The 16,392-nt window shown below is 52.0% G+C and carries 16 protein-coding genes; 4 read left to right on the top strand and 12 right to left on the bottom strand.

Annotation, left to right across the window (positions count from 1 at the left end; all coding sequences use genetic code 11):
* Nucleotides 1–77: 77 nt before the first annotated feature.
* Nucleotides 78–941, bottom strand: coding sequence for a DUF1653 domain-containing protein (locus tag QJ036_RS14340; protein ID WP_283230998.1), 864 nt, complete (start codon nt 939–941; stop codon nt 78–80).
* Nucleotides 942–1,179: 238 nt separating this feature from the next.
* Between QJ036_RS14340 and QJ036_RS08700 the strand changes: the two genes are divergently transcribed.
* On the top strand, nt 1,180–2,385 hold the full coding sequence (locus tag QJ036_RS08700) for an MFS transporter (RefSeq protein ID WP_283230999.1): 1,206 nt from the start codon (nt 1,180–1,182) through the stop codon (nt 2,383–2,385).
* A 2-nt stretch (nt 2,386–2,387) separates the two neighbouring features.
* Nucleotides 2,388–3,134 carry a pseudouridine synthase gene (locus QJ036_RS08705; protein WP_283231000.1) on the top strand — a complete coding sequence of 249 codons (747 nt, stop codon included), beginning with the start codon at nt 2,388–2,390 and terminating at the stop codon, nt 3,132–3,134.
* A gap of 21 nt (nt 3,135–3,155) precedes the next feature.
* On the opposite strand, the gene QJ036_RS08710 is transcribed toward QJ036_RS08705, so the two are convergent.
* The 3 genes from QJ036_RS08710 to QJ036_RS08720 are packed head-to-tail and all read right to left on the bottom strand — an operon-like array spanning nt 3,156 to nt 5,510.
* Nucleotides 3,156–3,602: a YwiB family protein gene (locus tag QJ036_RS08710; protein ID WP_283231001.1), complete on the bottom strand. Its 447-nt coding sequence runs from the start codon at nt 3,600–3,602 to the stop codon at nt 3,156–3,158.
* A gap of 24 nt (nt 3,603–3,626) precedes the next feature.
* Complete coding sequence (murI, locus tag QJ036_RS08715; protein ID WP_283231002.1) at nt 3,627–4,448, bottom strand: glutamate racemase; 822 nt, start codon at nt 4,446–4,448, stop codon at nt 3,627–3,629.
* Nucleotides 4,449–5,510, bottom strand: a complete 1,062-nt coding sequence (locus QJ036_RS08720; RefSeq protein ID WP_283231003.1) for a D-alanine--D-alanine ligase family protein — start codon at nt 5,508–5,510, stop codon at nt 4,449–4,451.
* 137 nt (nt 5,511–5,647) lie between these two features.
* On the opposite strand from QJ036_RS08720, the gene spoIIR reads away from it, so the two are divergent.
* Complete coding sequence (gene spoIIR / locus QJ036_RS08725; protein WP_283231004.1) at nt 5,648–6,310, top strand: stage II sporulation protein R; 663 nt, start codon at nt 5,648–5,650, stop codon at nt 6,308–6,310.
* On the opposite strand, the gene QJ036_RS08730 is transcribed toward spoIIR, so the two are convergent.
* From QJ036_RS08730 to srtB, 7 genes are all read right to left on the bottom strand, one after another.
* Nucleotides 6,307–6,501: a hypothetical protein gene (locus tag QJ036_RS08730; protein ID WP_283231005.1), complete on the bottom strand. Its 195-nt coding sequence runs from the start codon at nt 6,499–6,501 to the stop codon at nt 6,307–6,309. The two genes, spoIIR and QJ036_RS08730, sit on opposite strands and share 4 nt — an antisense overlap.
* Nucleotides 6,498–7,172, bottom strand: a complete 675-nt coding sequence (locus tag QJ036_RS08735; RefSeq protein ID WP_283231006.1) for a GntR family transcriptional regulator — start codon at nt 7,170–7,172, stop codon at nt 6,498–6,500. Before QJ036_RS08735 ends, QJ036_RS08730 begins: the two co-directional genes overlap by 4 nt.
* A 3-nt stretch (nt 7,173–7,175) precedes the next feature.
* Entirely contained in the window at nt 7,176–8,063 is an 888-nt protein-coding gene (gene ispE, locus QJ036_RS08740; RefSeq protein WP_283231007.1) for a 4-(cytidine 5'-diphospho)-2-C-methyl-D-erythritol kinase, read from the bottom strand.
* A 96-nt stretch (nt 8,064–8,159) separates the two neighbouring features.
* Nucleotides 8,160–9,437 carry a M20 metallopeptidase family protein gene (locus QJ036_RS08745; protein WP_283231008.1) on the bottom strand — a complete coding sequence of 426 codons (1,278 nt, stop codon included), beginning with the start codon at nt 9,435–9,437 and terminating at the stop codon, nt 8,160–8,162.
* 270 nt (nt 9,438–9,707) lie between these two features.
* A complete protein-coding gene (locus tag QJ036_RS08750; RefSeq protein ID WP_283231009.1) occupies nt 9,708–10,235 on the bottom strand; it encodes a peptidylprolyl isomerase in 528 nt (175 codons plus the stop codon).
* 488 nt (nt 10,236–10,723) lie between these two features.
* Complete coding sequence (locus QJ036_RS08755) at nt 10,724–12,844, bottom strand: glutamine synthetase III family protein (protein ID WP_283231010.1); 2,121 nt, start codon at nt 12,842–12,844, stop codon at nt 10,724–10,726.
* 187 nt (nt 12,845–13,031) lie between these two features.
* Nucleotides 13,032–13,829: a class B sortase gene (gene srtB / locus QJ036_RS08760; RefSeq protein WP_283231011.1), complete on the bottom strand. Its 798-nt coding sequence runs from the start codon at nt 13,827–13,829 to the stop codon at nt 13,032–13,034.
* 184 nt (nt 13,830–14,013) lie between these two features.
* Between srtB and pyk the strand changes: the two genes are divergently transcribed.
* Nucleotides 14,014–15,432 (top strand): pyruvate kinase, encoded by a 1,419-nt coding sequence (pyk, locus tag QJ036_RS08765; protein WP_283231012.1) that lies wholly within the window; start codon nt 14,014–14,016, stop codon nt 15,430–15,432.
* A 25-nt stretch (nt 15,433–15,457) separates the two neighbouring features.
* On the opposite strand, the gene sfsA is transcribed toward pyk, so the two are convergent.
* Nucleotides 15,458–16,177, bottom strand: coding sequence for a DNA/RNA nuclease SfsA (sfsA, locus tag QJ036_RS08770; protein WP_283231013.1), 720 nt, complete (start codon nt 16,175–16,177; stop codon nt 15,458–15,460).
* Nucleotides 16,178–16,392: the final 215 nt, after the last annotated feature.

The following is a 16,392-nucleotide window of genomic DNA, read 5'->3' on the forward strand; positions in this document are numbered from 1 at the left end:
ATATAGTGAAAAAAAGAATGTCAATAAAAATCTTCATAATTTTACGGAATTTCTCGGATAAGACCAGGTAAACAGGCCTATCGAAGCCGCGTGTCCTCGTACCGCGCCATGGTTTTCAGACACTGCTCCAGCTGATGATACCGTTCATCCAGAGAGCCTGCCGGGATCTCCACATCCACAGCCATGGCAAGGCCGTCGATCATCTCATCATCCAGCTCCTCGCGGAGAGATTCCAGGATCACCGCCTTGGCCTCATAGGTCCTGGCTTCCAGAAAATCAAGGAATTTGGGGCTGACTGTATCGCCGCCCTGAAGTCCCTCCTCACCACAGGCCTCTGCAGCCTGCAAAGCCTCATCGGTCAGAGATTCCCAAAGCTCATCCTCTGCCCGCTCTGCCCGTCCGCCTCTGGGGATCACCACCTTCTCCTGGGCAGCAACAAACTCCGCTTCCCCATAATCTTCGTAATCGGTGAGAGGTCCGTGCATCACCTGGATGCCTATGACCGGCTTCTTCCAGGTATCCTCTTCCCGTTGCCTTTCCTGACCTTTTGTCTCCTCAACAGGTACCCGTTCTGTTTTTTTTCGAAGAACTCTCCTTGCCGCCTTTGTCTCGTCCGCAGGGACTTTTCCCGTTTCCGTTCTCTCATTTCCCCGGGCTTTGAACACAGGACGCTCTTCTTCCCTTCCGCTCCGGTCAGAAAGCTCTGCAGGATTCACCCGCTCAAAACGGTACTCCTGAATCACTTTCGGATATTTATCCCGGTCCACCCTTCCGGTGAACAATTCAAGAGGCCGCACATAAATCTTAAAATCCCCGTACATTGCCTGATATACCACCATCGCTTCGCCGGTCTCCGAATGCTCCGCAACGGCCACAATCTGATACAGCCTGTTCTTAAAATGCCGGTAAAATTCCCCCGCTCTCGGTATCCGTTCTGCCATATTCCGTCTGTCTCCTCTCCTGCCCGGTGCCTTGTTTTCAGCATAGTTTCTTCATTAATATAACACCTCTCTTATTTTAACTGAATCTGCCCTTCCAGTCAATGTTCTGTCCGCCTTCCGGAAAGCAGAAAAACCGGTTGCATGTTCCCTGCGTCCATGATAGAATCGTCTCAACAGTGCGGCTAATCATATCACTTTCCCGGCACTTGATCACTCGCGAGAAGAAAGAGGAACCGTCATGAACCAGACCAAGAATTATTCCAATCGTTTCCGTCTCTATTATCTGCTGACTTTGATCGCTTTATGCTGCTACGACTCCTACATCAGCGTTTATCTGGAGCAGTACATGCATATGAGCGGATTTCAGATCGGCTGCTTTATCTCCGTCTCCATGGTAGCCGGGCTTGTGATCATGCCGCTCTACGGCGCCATCGGCGACAGGACCGGCAAATACCGGGAAATTCTGATGATCTGTACCGCAGGAACCATTCTGTTTTCCTTTCTGCTTTCCATGCAGACAGGCTTTGCCCTGCTGATCATCATGGGAATCGGTTTTGAACTGAACCGATGCTCCATTCTTGCCATGGCGGATACTCAGACCATCCGCTACTGCACCGATTCCGGGAGCCCCTACGGCAGCATCCGCTGCTTTGGCTGCATCGGCTGGATCACCGGAAGCGCTCTCTGCGCGTTTCTTGTACGCCAGTTTGGACTCGATCACATTTTCTTCCGTTTCTTCATGGCAGCCATGGCCTGTTCCCTGGTGAACATTTTCTTCCTGCCGAAGAAATCGGAAAAACCGGTTTCCCAGGAAAAGGAAAAAGAGGAAGTGAAATCGGGAGATATCCGTTCTCTTCTGAAGAATTCCCGTTTTCTCTTCATTATTATTTTCGCTCTGCTGACAGGAGGACTGGCGGAGGTGGTAACCGCCTATGCCTCCCTTCATCTGGTTTCCACCCTCCATGCACCGGAATATCTGGTAAGCATCTATTCCATGCTCGGTGCAGGTCCGGAGATCCTGTTTCTTCTATTATTAAATAAATATCTGCTGCCGAAGCTGGGCTTCCGCAGGCTCTTCCTCTGTTCTGCTGCAGCCATGAGCATTCGGATGTTCCTGTTTGCCTGGGTACCCAATGTCCCGCTCTTCTTTGCGGCGTCCCTCCTCACCTTCCTGACGACCGCCTGCACCACAGGGCTCAATGTACAGTATATCGGAAAGGTCGTCCCTGAGGATTCCATCGGCTCCGCCGCCTCCATTTACAACGCTGTATTCATGGGAGGCCGTGCCATTTTCAGTCTGATCTTCGGCGGCGTCTATGAGGCATCGGGAAGCCGGACAGTATTCTGGCTCTGCTTCGCCTTCGCTTCAGCAGCTTTCCTGTTTGCACTGTTCGCCAGGAAGATCGACGTTTCCCCTGCCAGGGCAGCTGCAGAAAAGGAGTGACCATGAAACCGGTAAGACTCGATAAATTTCTGGCCGATTCCGGCGTCGGCACAAGAAGCCAGGTAAAAACGCTTCTCCGGAAGGGCCTTGTCACGGTCAACGGAGAGCCGGTAAAAAAGCCGGAGCAGAAAATATCGCCGGACAGGGATCTGGTGGTCTGTCAGGGCCGGCAGCTTACCTACACGGAATTTTTTTATTATATGCTCAACAAACCGGCCGGATACGTTTCCGCCACCGACGACAATACGGCTCCCACGGTGCTGAGCCTTTTGAAGGATGCCCCTGGAAAGGAGCTTTTTCCGGTCGGCCGTCTGGACAAGGATACCGAAGGGCTGCTCCTCATTACCAATGACGGAGCCCTTGCCCATCATCTGCTCTCTCCCAGACACCATGTGGACAAAACCTACCTGGTCCGGGCCGCCGGAGCTGTCACCGACAGCGATCTGAGAAAGCTGGAAGCCGGGGTCGACATCGGAGAAAAGGCTCCCACCCTGCCGGCAAAGGCCAGGCTGCTCTCCTCCGATCTCTGTCCCGTCAAAGGAGCAGAGCCAGCCGTTTCCAGTCTGGTAGAACTTACCATCCACGAAGGAAAATTCCATCAGGTTAAACGGATGTTCCAGGCCATCGGAAAACCTGTGACCCATCTCAGGCGTGTCTCTATGGGCTCCCTTGTGTTGGATGAAGCGCTGGCTCCCGGTGCCTTTCGTCCCCTGACAAAGGACGAAATTTCCGAACTCCATGAATTGTAAAAGGGGCGGCGGCCATTGCCGTCACCCCAGCTTTATTTCACAGGTATCTTTTGATTCAATTCTGATTTCCACCGTACAGTCTGCCATATACTGATAATCCACTTCCAGGCGGTATTGAAGCAGCAGAGAAAGCCTGTCTTCCTCCTCCGTACAATCCATTCTTTCCGTCTCAAGACCCACCATCATTTTTCCATAAGGCATATCATAATAGGAAAAATTCTTTTTATGGAGCTCAAAGACCATATGGACACTGGCTTCTCCATTTTTTATGACCTCGGTTTTTCCGTCCCGGATCTTTATCATATTTCTGGCTGCCGTTCGGCCATCTTCGGAAAGCTCCTCATAAACCACGAAATGAGCTCCGTTTTTCTTATAATACTGACCTGCGGTGATGACCTCCACCCGGTCTTCTTCTATGGCACCGCCTGCCTGGCGGCTCGCCATAAACAGAATCACATCTTTCTGCATGTACTCTCCTCTTGAAAGCTTTCCTCAGTCAAAATCTTCGATGTTGATCTGCTGAACCCGCTCTATGTCATAGGGCAGAATCGAATTTGCAAAATCACAGAATTTTTCTGCAGCATCGCTGACGAAAAACTCATACTTTTTCCCTGCCTGATCCACTTCCCCGTCACAGGAAAGCTTTTTTTCGTCCAGAATCTCCTTCAACTCCACAGCCACCTCGTAGGCCGGATTCACTAACGTCACATCCTCGCCTGCCACCTTACGGAAGGCAGAACGAAGCAGCGGATAATGGGTACAGCCAAGGATCAGCGTATCAATGGATTTATATTCCAGGTCCTTCAGATAACGACTGATCACCTCCTCGGTGACAGGATCATGGAGCCATCCCTCCTCCACCAGAGATACCAGAAGCGGACAGGCCTTACCATATACCTGGACTCTGGGATTATACTCCTTTAAGACCCTTGTGTACATCCCGCTCTCGATGGTCCCGGTGGTCCCCACCACCCCGATCCGGTCATTTCTGGTAACCGTGCTGGCCACCCTGGCCGCCGCATCAATGACGCCGATGACGGGAATGTCCGATTCCTTTCTCAGTTCCTCCAGTGCCTGGGCCGTGGCCGTATTGCAGGCCACCACAATGGCCTTCACATTCTTTGTTTTTAAAAAACGGACGATCTGCCTGGAAAAACGGATCACTGTCTCCTTGGACTTGGTTCCGTAGGGAAGCCGCGCCGTGTCCCCGAAATAAACCATGCGCTCATCGGGAAGCTGCCGCATGATCTCACGGGCCACCGTAAGCCCTCCCACTCCGGAATCAAAGACTCCAATGGGTGCGTTGACTCCCATTTATCTCTCCTTTCTGGAAAACGCCATCTGGATCAGCTTCTCAACCAGCTGAGGCTTTGCGATCCCCCTGTTTTCCCAAAGCATGGGATACATGCTGATGGCGGTAAATCCGGGAAGGGTGTTGATCTCATTGAACACGACCTCGCCCCCGTCTCTGGTGACAAAGAAATCCACCCGGGAAAGACCAAAGCCGTCCACCGCCTTGAAAATGGCAACGGCATCTCTCCGGATCTCCTCCACCGTTTCCGCCGGAAGCTCCGGATCAAGAACGGTTTTGGACTCGGCATTGTGATACTTTGCTTCAAAATCATAAAAATCTGCCGCTGCCAGGATCTCTCCGACACCGGTGGCCTTCACCTCGGTGCCTCCCAGGACTGCACACTCGATCTCCCGGCCGATGATGGTCTCCTCCACCAGGATCTTTCTGTCATGGTTTGCGGCCTCAAGAAGACCGGAAATCAGTTCCTCCCTGTTGCCCGCCTTGGAAACGCCCTTGGAAGAGCCTGCATTGCAGGGCTTTATGAACACCGGATAAGCAAGGGCTGCTTCCACCCGTGCCGTCACCTCATCCATGCGGGAAAGCTCCTCTTTCCGGACAGCCACATATCCGGCCTGACGGATTCCCAAAGTATCCACGATAATTTTTGTATAAAGCTTATCCATGGAGACGGCCGATGCCAGCACGCCGCAGCCCACATACGGGATCCCGGCCAGTTCAAAAATACCCTGAACCGTGCCGTCCTCGCCGTAAAGGCCATGGAGAACTGGAAACGCCACATCCACTCTCCGGCAGGTTATCTGCTCCCCGTCAATGAGAAGTACGCCGTGGTGTCCGTTGTCGGGAGAAACGACCGCCCTGACGGTTCCGTTTTTCCACGCGCCGGAACGGATCTCCTCCACCGATTCGGTGAGAAGCCATCTTCCGTCCTCGGTAATGCCGATCAAAATCACATCGTATCTATCCCGATTGATATTCTCAATCACGGTCGCTGCTGAAATGCAGGAAATTTCATGTTCGGACGACTGTCCTCCAAAGAGTACTGCCACTGTCTGTTTTTCCACTTTCATTCCTTCTTTCTGTCAAAATTTCACTTCTCATTGTACCCTGCTTTTTTCACTTCTTCAATGTTTAATTGTAATAAATTCCGAAAACAGGGAAAACTCTTTTTATACCAATCTACATAAAGGAGCTGCTATTTATGAAAAAACAACGGATCATTCTTTCCCTTTTGCTTTTCCTTCTCTGTGCAGGCGCAGGCTTTCTCTGCTTTTCCGCCTCCCGAACCGTGACGGCCATCCACCAGGAGCTTTCTGAAAAGATCCTCCGGTTCCATATTCTCGCCAACAGCGATTCCGACGAGGATCAGGCCCTCAAGCTTACCGTCAAGGCTGCCGTGCTCCATTATATTGAAGAAAACCTTCCCGAAGATTCCGGACTTGAGGAGACGAAGGCCTTCTTAAAGACCCATAAAACAGAAATACAAAAAACTGCCGAAGCAGTCATTGAAAAGGAGGGCTTTGACTATCCTGTGTCCCTCTTTCTGGAACCCTGGTATTTTCCCACTAAGGTCTACGGAGATCTCACCTTCCCCTGCGGCACCTATGAGGCCTTCCGCATCGTCATCGGAGACGGTGCCGGTAAAAACTGGTGGTGTGTTCTCTACCCCTCCCTCTGCTTCGTGGATGCCGCCTGGGGCGTTGTGCCGGAGGAATCCAAGGAGGAGCTGCGCACCATTCTGGACGAGGACACCTATGCGGCTCTCCAGACAGAGGACCGCTCTGCCTCAGACACCTCCGACAGCTCCCCGAAAGAGATTCGGGTCCGCTTTCGTCTCATAGAATGGCTGGAGGGGCTGTTTTAGCCCCTCTGTCTGTCCAAAAGCGCTTTGAGCGCCTCGTCACTTTCGTCGATCCAGACGTCCTCCTCTTCTGCATTCAGTCCCAGATACTCCCGAAGCGTACGAAGATCGTCGCTTTCATTCCAGTCGGCAATATAATCATCGATTCCCTCAAATTCGATCTCTCCGGCCAGATATCGTTCTTTAAATGTCATTTTTCCTGCTCCCTGATATTTTTTGACACAGCCACTTCCTGCTTGTTAATATGATTGCGTATGGCTCTCCTGGTAGCCTCCACATCCCGAGCCGCCAATGCGCGCATGATTTCCTGGTGCTCCTGTACAAGGACTTTTCTCTGAGAGCGGTCCTTGATGTGCTCGATCCGGTACCGATACATCTGCTCCCGCAGATGGTTCACCATCTGGATCAGCCGTTCATTCTCCGTGGCCTGATAGATCAGTCCGTGGAAGGCTTCATCCGCCTGGGCAATGACTGTGATATCGTCGCTGCCCACAACCCCAGTAAATTTATGATTGGCCTGCTCCAGAAGGCGGAATTCCTCCTCTGTCATGCGCTCACAGGCCAGCTCTCCGGCCAGTTCCTCCAGCGCACGCCGCACCTCCAGCACATCCCGGAGATTTTTGCCGGAGATATGTGCCACCTCAGCTCCCTTTCTCGGAATCATTACCACCAGCCCCTCCAGCTCCAGCTTGCGGATGGCTTCCCGCACCGGGGTACGGCTGACTCCCATTTTTTCCGCCAGCTGAATCTCCATCAGTCTCTGCCCGGGTACCAGTTCTCCCCGAAGGATCGCCCTGCGAAGGGTATTAAACACCACGTCCCGCAGCGGTAAATATTCATTTTCATTCACTTTCAGTCCGTCCATCTGTCACCTCCGGCCATTTCTGCACACATTAAATGGCCTCACCGTATAAATCTGTTTTGCCAATCCTGCAGACCGCAGCTTCCTGCCTGCCCTGCCTGCCGTTTCTTTATCCTTAAAGATCCCGAAAACCGTGGGGCCGCTGCCGCTCATCAGCGCCGCTTCCGCTCCGTTTTCCGACATCACATCTTTTATTTTCTGAATCTGGGGATGGGCCGGAATAGTTACCGTCTCCAGCACATTGCCCAGACGGGCCGTGATTCCCGAAAGACTTCCCTCCGCCAGTGCCTCCGTCATCCCGTCAATATCCGGATGCCAGGGAAGACTGTCCGCCCTGAGATTTCCGTAAACAAATCTTGTGGATACACTGATGGGTGGCTTCGCCAACAGGATCGCACAATCCGGCATGGGCGGAAGCTTCGTAAGCTTCTCCCCGATTCCCTCTGCCAGAGCTGTTCCCCTCATGATGCAATAGGGAATATCGGCACCCAGGGAAACGCCTCTCTCCATAAGCCCGATTCTGGAAAGCCTCAGCTTAAAAAGACGGTTGACTCCCACCAGCACCGCTGCCGCATCACTGCTTCCGCCTGCCATCCCTGCTGCCACAGGGATCTTTTTATACAGATCGATGAAAAGGCCTTCCCCTATGCCAAATTCCTTCAGAAGGAGCTCTGCAGCCCGGTACACCAGATTGTCCGGTCCGGTGGGGAGAAACGGGAGATTTGTCCGCACCTCGATCCCGGGTTCTTCCTTTTTTTTCAGCCTCAGGCTGTCATAGAGGCTAACAGTCTGCATGACCATTTTCACCTCATGATACCCGTCCGGTCTTTTTCTTATCACATCCAGCCCCAGATTGATTTTTCCGTAGGCCCGAAGACTCAATTCCTCTCTCATAACATGCTCCGCAGTATTTTGTATACATAATACTTATAGTATACACAATCTCCTGTCAAAATACAATTCTTCTCCCGGGGCTTTTTCCCCATTTTTTCACTTTTTCGCGGCTTCCCGCTCTTTTTTAAGCTTCTGGAACCGGCTGCGCAGTCCGCCCTCCTGGACAAACGCCTGCCGCTCCGTACTGAGTCCTTTTGCCTCCTGCTCCCGCCTGTTCACATATTCCTGCACATAAGCGACATACAGCATGACCGAATTGGTCACAGCACGCTCATCAATGTTAAATTTCTCATGATGATTGGGATAGGCCCGTCCCATCTCCTCATTGCCCGCTCCCACAAAAGCGAAGGCTCCGGGGATCCGCTGCTGGTAGACAGAAAAATCTTCACCCAGCATCATTTTGGGCACCTCAATAAAAGCATCTTCCTCAAAGGCCTTCCGGGCACCCGCAAAGGCAATTTCCGCCACCTCGGCATCGTTGTCCACCGCCGGATGGGCTGCCAGTACATATTCCACATCAGCCGTCGCATGATAGGCAGCTGCAGTCCCCATGGCAACGCGGCGGACTGCGGCGGCGATCCGCTTTCCCTCCGCTCTGGAGAAGGTCCGCACCGTACCCTCCATGAAGGCGGAGCCGGCCACTGCATTCCGCACCGTACCGCTGACCAGATGTCCGATGTTTACCACCGCCGAATCGATGGGATTCGTTTCCCGGCTGACGATCTGCTGCAGATTCATGATGGTCGCAGCCGCTGTCACCGTGGCATCCACACACTGCTGCGGCTTTCCGGCATGCCCCTGACGTCCTTTTATGGTAATCTTGAACAGATCCGACTCCGCCATCCGGGGACCCGGCTCAATATTCACATAGCCCACCGGGATATCCGCAAACACATGAAGGCCAAACATCTGCTCCACATGATCCAGATAACCGGATTCCATGACCATCTTGGCGCCCCGGCAGATCTCCTCCGCCGGCTGGAACAGGAGCTTGATCGTACAGTTTAACTCCTCCTCATGGTTTTTTAAGATTCTCGCCGCGCCAAGCAGGGACGCCGTGTGGGCATCATGGCCGCAGGCATGCATCACTCCCGGCACGCAGGATTTATAACCGACATCTGTCTGCTCCTCAATTTTCAAAGCATCCATATCGGCTCTCAGGGCGATCACAGGACCTTCCTTTCCCAGAATGCCGATCACGCCGGTTCCGGCCACCTCCATATAAGGGATATCCATCTCCTCAAGCTCCCGTTTGATCCGCTTTGAGGTCTCCCACTCTTCCAGAGAAAGCTCCGGGTTCATATGAAAATGCTTTCTCAAATTGACCACATAATTGCGAAGCTCTTCCGTTTCCCTTCTGATATCGATATTCATCAGACACCTCCTCGGTATTCTATTACCAGTATAGAATTGTACAGGAAGAAATACAATCTTTTTTTAATAAAACCTTTGACTTTTGGAAAATTTTATTTATAATAAAAACATACAAAAACAACGGCGTGCTTGTATCCCCGAGCGCGCCGTCTTTTTTTGTATTAGCGTAGGCAGTAACTGCCAACACTAGTTTTCCCTCACATTATATTATTATATGACATGGAGGGCCGTCCCGGTTCATTCGGGGCGGTCCTTCATGTATTCATCCGATCAGCACTTTTCCGGTTCCGGATAATCGACCCCGAAGGTCTCCACAGTCACCGTCTTCATTCTCTGCTCTTTCACCGGTCTGTCGGCATAGGAGGTAGCCGTCTCGGCGATGGCATTCACCACATCCATCCCCTCAATGACCTTACCGAAGGCCGCATACTGTCCGTCCAGATGAGGCGCCTTCTTGTGCATGATAAAGAACTGGGAGCCGGCAGAATCGGGATGCATGGCACGGGCCATGGAAAGGACGCCGGGATCGTGAGCCAGAGGATTTGCAACGCCGTTCATGGCAAACTCACCCTTGATCTGATAACCGGGACCGCCTGTTCCCTGTCCCAGAGGACATCCGCCCTGGATCATGAACCCACGGATCACCCGATGAAAGATCAGATCATCATAGAACCCCTTCTTCACCAGACTGATAAAATTGTTTACAGTATTGGGGGCGATCTCAGGATAAAGCTCCGCTTTGATAATGCCTCCGTCTTTCATTTCAATGGTAACTACAGGATTTTTTGTCTCCGCCATTTTCTGTTCCTCTCTTTTTATTATTTTTAAATCAGGCTTCTCAGAAGCTGCTTCTGCCGCTTCTGTGGCTGCACGCCAGTGAACACTATCGTTATTGTAACAGTTTGTGAAAATATATTCAAGTCACGGTTTTGTTCATATTTTGTTCAAATATCATTCAAAATCTTTTTACAAACCGGGCATGATTTCTTCACGATTAGCTCATATACTATAACCATAAGATACAAAACAAGCGCCAACACACAAAAGATCATTGACAATATTCGGAGCAAAGGCCAAAGCTAATGCCTCAATATTTTTTCATAACATGAGCTGTTCTTCAGCTCTCCTCCCTTTTTACTATCATATAAAAAACCCCTGTTTCTCGTCAAAACAGGGGTTTTTTATGTCTGAAAAGCAGTCCTTTCCCACTCCGGCAAAGGAAACGGGACACAGGAGAAAGCTCCCGTGTCCCGCAGAACGCTTTATTTCTTAAAAGTTCCTGAATCCTATACCTCGAAGGTCAGATCGCCGTAGGAAGGAATCGGCCAGAGTTCCTTATCCACGATCATCTCCAGCTTGTCAAAGGGTGCGCGAAGTGCAGCCATGGCGGGCATTACCTCGTCGTGGTATGCTCTTGCCTGAGCCTCGCCCTCTTCCATGGCGGCAGCCTTTGCCGTAATAGCCTTCAGTGCCTTCAGTGCCTTCTGGCCCTCTGCAAGAAGGGAGGAGGTCTCGATCAGGAGCTCCTTCTGTGTGCTGACATCTGCCTCAGGGCAGGCATCGATCACTGTGCTGACAGATGCTGCCAGCTCGGTAGTGTAGGTGATCACAGCGGGAATCAGCTGCTTTCCGGCCATATCTACCATAGTCAGAGCTTCGATGTTAATGGCCTTTGCATAGGTCTCATAGAGAACCTCTGCACGGGATTCCAGCTCGGCCTTGGTGAAAATATGGAACTTCTCGAAAAGCTTAACTGCCTTCTCTGTAGTCAGGCTCGCCACAGAATCTACCATGGACTTGATGTTGGGAAGTCCTCTTCTTTCAGCCTCTTCCACCCACTCATCGGAATAGCCGTTGCCGTTGAAGATAATTCTCTGATGCTCAGTCAGGTACTGCTTGATCAGATCATGAACCGCCATATCGAAATCATCGGCCTTCTCCAGGATATCGGCAGCCTCACAGAATGCCTCCGCAACAATGGAGTTCAGCGTGGTGTTGGGGCTTGCGATGGAATCGGAGGAACCGACCATACGGAATTCAAATTTATTTCCGGTGAAGGCGAAGGGTGAGGTCCTGTTTCTGTCGGTGGCATCCTTCTGAAGATCAGGCAGGGTGCTGACACCGGTGTAAAGTCTCTCGCCTTCCTTACAGGAGGAAGCCTCGCCGGTCTCGATCAGCTGTTTTACCACATCCTCCAGCTGTTCGCCGAGGAACATGGAGATAATGGCGGGCGGTGCCTCATTGGCGCCAAGGCGATGGTCATTGCCCACGTTGGAAGCAGACTGACGAAGCAGGTCAGCGTGAACATCCACAGCCTTGATGATGCAGGCCAGAACCAGCAGGAACTGAATATTCTGGTTGGGCGTATCGCCGGGATCCAGCATATTTACTCCGTTGTCAGTGCAGATGGACCAGTTGTCATGCTTACCGGAACCGTTGACACCTGCAAAAGGCTTCTCATGAAGCAGGCAGGCCAGACCGTGGCGGGTGGCAACCTTCTTCATAGTCTCCATAACCAGCTGGTTGTGGTCAACTGCAATGTTTGCCGTATTGAAAATGGGAGCCAGCTCATGCTGTGCGGGAGCAACCTCATTGTGCTGCGTCTTGGCGGAAATGCCCAGCTTCCACAGCTCCTCGTTCAGATCCTTCATATAAGAACCGATACGCTCTTTGATGACACCAAAGTAGTGGTCATCCATCTCCTGTCCCTTGGGAGCGGGAGCGCCGAAAAGGGTACGTCCTGCGTAGATCAGGTCCTTTCTCTGCAGATACAGATCCCGGTCAACCAGGAAGTATTCCTGCTCAGGTCCAACAGAAGCAGTTACCTTGGTTGCTTCCGTGTTGCCGAAAAGACGGACGATACGGAGAGCCTGCTCGGAAAGTGCCTCCATGGAACGAAGCAGCGGTGTCTTTTTATCCAGAGCCTCGCCCTTATAGGAGCAGAAGGCAGTGGGGATACAGAGGATCGCACCGGTGGCATCCTCTTTGATAAATGCCGGTGAAGTGCAGTCCCATGCAGTATAGCCTCTTGCCTCAAAGGTCGCACGCAGACCGCCGGAGGGGAAGGAGGATGCATCCGGCTCGCCCTTGATCAGCTCCTTGCCAGAAAACTCCATCAGCATATGTCCCTCTGCATCGGGGTTGGTCACAAAGGCGTCATGCTTCTCTGCGGTGATTCCGGTCAGCGGCTGGAACCAGTGGGTATAATGGGTTGCGCCGTGCTCCACGGCCCAGTCCTTCATAGCCTTGGCCACCACATCCGCCGTCGCAAGAGAAAGCTCTCCGCCATGGTCAATGACATTCTTAACCTCTGCATAAACCTTTTTGGGCAGACGTTCCTTCATCTTTCCCATGGTAAACACGTTTTCATTGAAGATCTCTTCCACGTTCATTACCTTTTCACACATAGATTTTTCCTCCATATTTTCTTATCCTCGGACCTGACAAATAAAGAGAAGGCGCCCTTTATGGAACGCCTTCGTTCGATTACCAAGTCTATTTCCGGAGCTCCGGCTCCATCTGCAATATAACATACCTCATTTTTTTAAATATTGCAAGTATTTTTTTACGTACTCTCGCCCTTCAGGCTTAAGATTATAAACGTTTCGCCTGGATGATGAGTCTGTCCACATTATTGTTGACACAGGTGGACAGGGTTATGATCTGATCTCCCGGCTCCACGGTCACGCCCGTACTCTGAATGGAATCCGCCTGCATTTTTTTAATATAGCTCATAAAATCTGCGTCATCGGCAAACCATAAGGTATACGCATCGCTGTCTGCCGGAATCTCCCGGACCGCAAAAATCTCATACGTATACAGCCCCGTTTTCGTGTACACCCGGAAGGTTTTGTGCTGCTCATAAAATTCATCCTCCCGGTACTTTTTGAGGCCTGCAAACATGGAACCGTTTTTCATATTATGTCCGTAGACAAGGACATGCTTTCCCTCCATCCCTTCCTCGATCCGGTAATCCACAAAAAGAGTTCCGGAGGAATTTTCCTTTCCCTCAAAGGTATGGGACAGATAATAATCGTTGTCGGATCCCTGCACGATGGGATAATTGATCTTCGTGTCCTCAATGACGATCCAGCCCACATAATCCTCATTGTCGCGGCTCATGGTCTCATAAAGCTCCTTCCAGGCACCGGAGTCCTCCTCCGCTGCGGGCTGGCCCTGCAGATCTCCGTTTTCTTTGATGTTTTCTTCTGCCGAAGACAGGATCTTATCTGCCGCTCCCGCAAGGTCCTGGTACTCATCGCTTCCCCGCTTGTATTCGCCAAAGATCTGAAGCAGCTGGAAGCCGGAATAAAGAAACACAATCAGTGCCGCTGCAAATATGATCCCGTGTATGATCCTCGAACGCCTTCTTTTTATCCATTTAGTCGTCATAGTGCATTCCCCTTCCTGAGGCGATGTCCCGTCTGCTGTCATAATTTTTACTTGATATTTTTTCCAATGTATTCTATGATAGAAACAAATTTTTTCCGGGAAGACTTCCCATACGATTACGATTATACAAAATTTAGCTGTCAAAAACAAGTCAAGTTTCTGTATAGGAAAAAGGAGTTTGCTCATGAGAAAGACAAAAATCATCTGTACCATGGGACCGGCCGTCGACAGCGACGAAGCCATCCGGGCGCTGATCAACGGCGGCATGAACTGTGCCAGATTCAATTTTTCCCACGGCTCCCATGAGGAGCAGAAGATCCGTATGGACCGGGTAAAGCGCATCAGTGCTGAAATGAACCGTCCCACTGCCCTTCTGCTGGACACCAAGGGGCCGGAGATCCGCCTTCGTGATTTTGAAAACGGTTATGTGATCCTGGATGCCGGCCAGAGCTTTGCCCTGACCACTTCCTCTGAACCCGGCAATGAAACAGGAATCGGCTTAAGCTTTGACGGCCTGTCCGGCTGCGTGACCATCGGTACCAGGATCCTGATCGACGATGGAAAGATCGCCATGTTCGTGGAACGCATAAACGGAGCCGATGTCATCTGCCGCGTCATCAACGGCGGCAGGATCAGCAACCGCAAGAGTATCAATATCCCTAATCTTGATATTCCCATGCCCTATATCAGCGAGACCGACAGGAACGATATCCTCTTCGGGATCCAGCAGGATGTGGATTTTGTGGCTGCCTCCTTCACAAGGACAGCCGATGATATCCGCAAGCTCCGGAAGCTTCTGGATGACAACGGCGGAAAGCGGATCCAGATCATCGCAAAGATCGAGAACACCCAGGGCATTGAAAATCTGGACGAGATCCTGCAGCTTTCCGACGGCATCATGGTCGCCCGCGGCGACATGGGTGTGGAAATCCCCTTCCGGGAGCTGCCCGGCATCCAGAAAACCATCATCAAAAAATGCTATCAGGCCGGCAAGCACTGTGTCACCGCCACCCAGATGCTGGAATCCATGACTCACAGTCCCCGTCCCACCAGAGCAGAAGTGTCCGACGTGGCCAACGCCATCTATGACGGAACCACCGCCATTATGCTGTCCGGTGAAACTGCGGCAGGTGATTATCCCACCGAAGCGGTCCGCACCATGGCTGAGATTGCCGAAGCCACCGAAAAGTGCATCAATTACAAAAAACGGTTTTCCGAGCTCCATGAGTCTCTGTGCCTGGAGCGGATCCCTGCAGTGGCCGTTGGTATCGCAACCATCACCTCCGCCCATTACCTGGATGCCAAAGCCATCGTGGCTGTCACCCGGACCGGCCGGAGCGCCCGCATGATCGCCGATTACCGGCCTGCCGTGCCGGTCATCGCACCGACTGTGGACCGAAAAGCCCTCCGCCAGCTCTCTCTCACCTGGGGTGTCTGCCCCTTCCAGGCGGAGGAGCAGGGAAGCGCCGACAGCCTCTTTGCCCACGCGGAGGAGATCGCACTCCACTCAGGGCTTGTGGAAGAGGGAGATACCATTGTCATCTCCGGCGGCCCGCATGAGCAAAACAGTGCCATCGATATGATGAGGATCATTAAATTATAGACGGCTGCTGTAGCCGATGGTATCGTTACAGGCGGACCGTTACCGGCCTGTCAATGGTCATGGAGGTTTCTGTAACGATACAGTCACAGGCGAGCACCGTTACCCCCGCCGCGGACGCTTCCCGAAGCGTCCGCCCAAACTGGGGGTGGGTTACATCGTTCGGTTCAAAGGCATGAATTCCCTTCATCTGAATGACAAACAGAATGTACGCCTCATAACCGGCATCCAGACAGGCCGCCAGCTCTTCCACATGCTTGACGCCCCGTTCTGTGGGTGCATCGGGAAACCTGGCCACCCCATCCACATCAAGGGTCACCCCCTTGACCTCCATAAAGCATTTTCTTCCATCGGCTTCGATATACAGATCAAATCTGGAATTTCCAAATTTCTTTTCTTTCTGCACCAGTTGAATCTCCTTAAATATCCCACCGGCCCCCTGTTTCACCCACTGGAAAGCTGCCTCATTGGGCGCCTGGGAATCGATATTCACAAGGACGCGTTCTCCCTTATCCGCAGGCTTTTCCACGGCGATCAGGGAATATTTTGTTTTCCGCTCCGGCTTATCACAATGTTCGATCCATACCGTCCTTCCCGGGATCAAAAGCTCCTTCAGGCGGCCTGTATTTTTCACATGGCACCGCACTGTCCTGCCGGCTCCTCCTGAGGCGCCTATTAGCTCCACATCTGCCAAAAAACGGTTTGGCCGTCCCTTAAAGATGCCCTGCTCCATTTGATCATATTGCATAAAAGTGCTCCCTTCCGGTTTCTGCAATCGAAAACACCCTTGCGGTTTACACCGGTGCTCAAAAAACAGTATGGCGAAAAAGCTGCTGGTTGAGTCAAGACCACCGGCTTAGCCGGTGGCTTGTTCTGCCCCTATAAGGGGCTGTTGCCTGCTTGCGCCCGGAAGGCGCACTGAAAGTCTGCCAACTGCACCACATTCTCAGCTGCCCTTAAAAG

Origin of the sequence: Fusibacillus kribbianus (assembly GCF_030053595.1) — a bacterium.
Taxonomy (GTDB): Bacteria; Bacillota; Clostridia; order Lachnospirales; family Lachnospiraceae; genus Lientehia; species Lientehia kribbiana.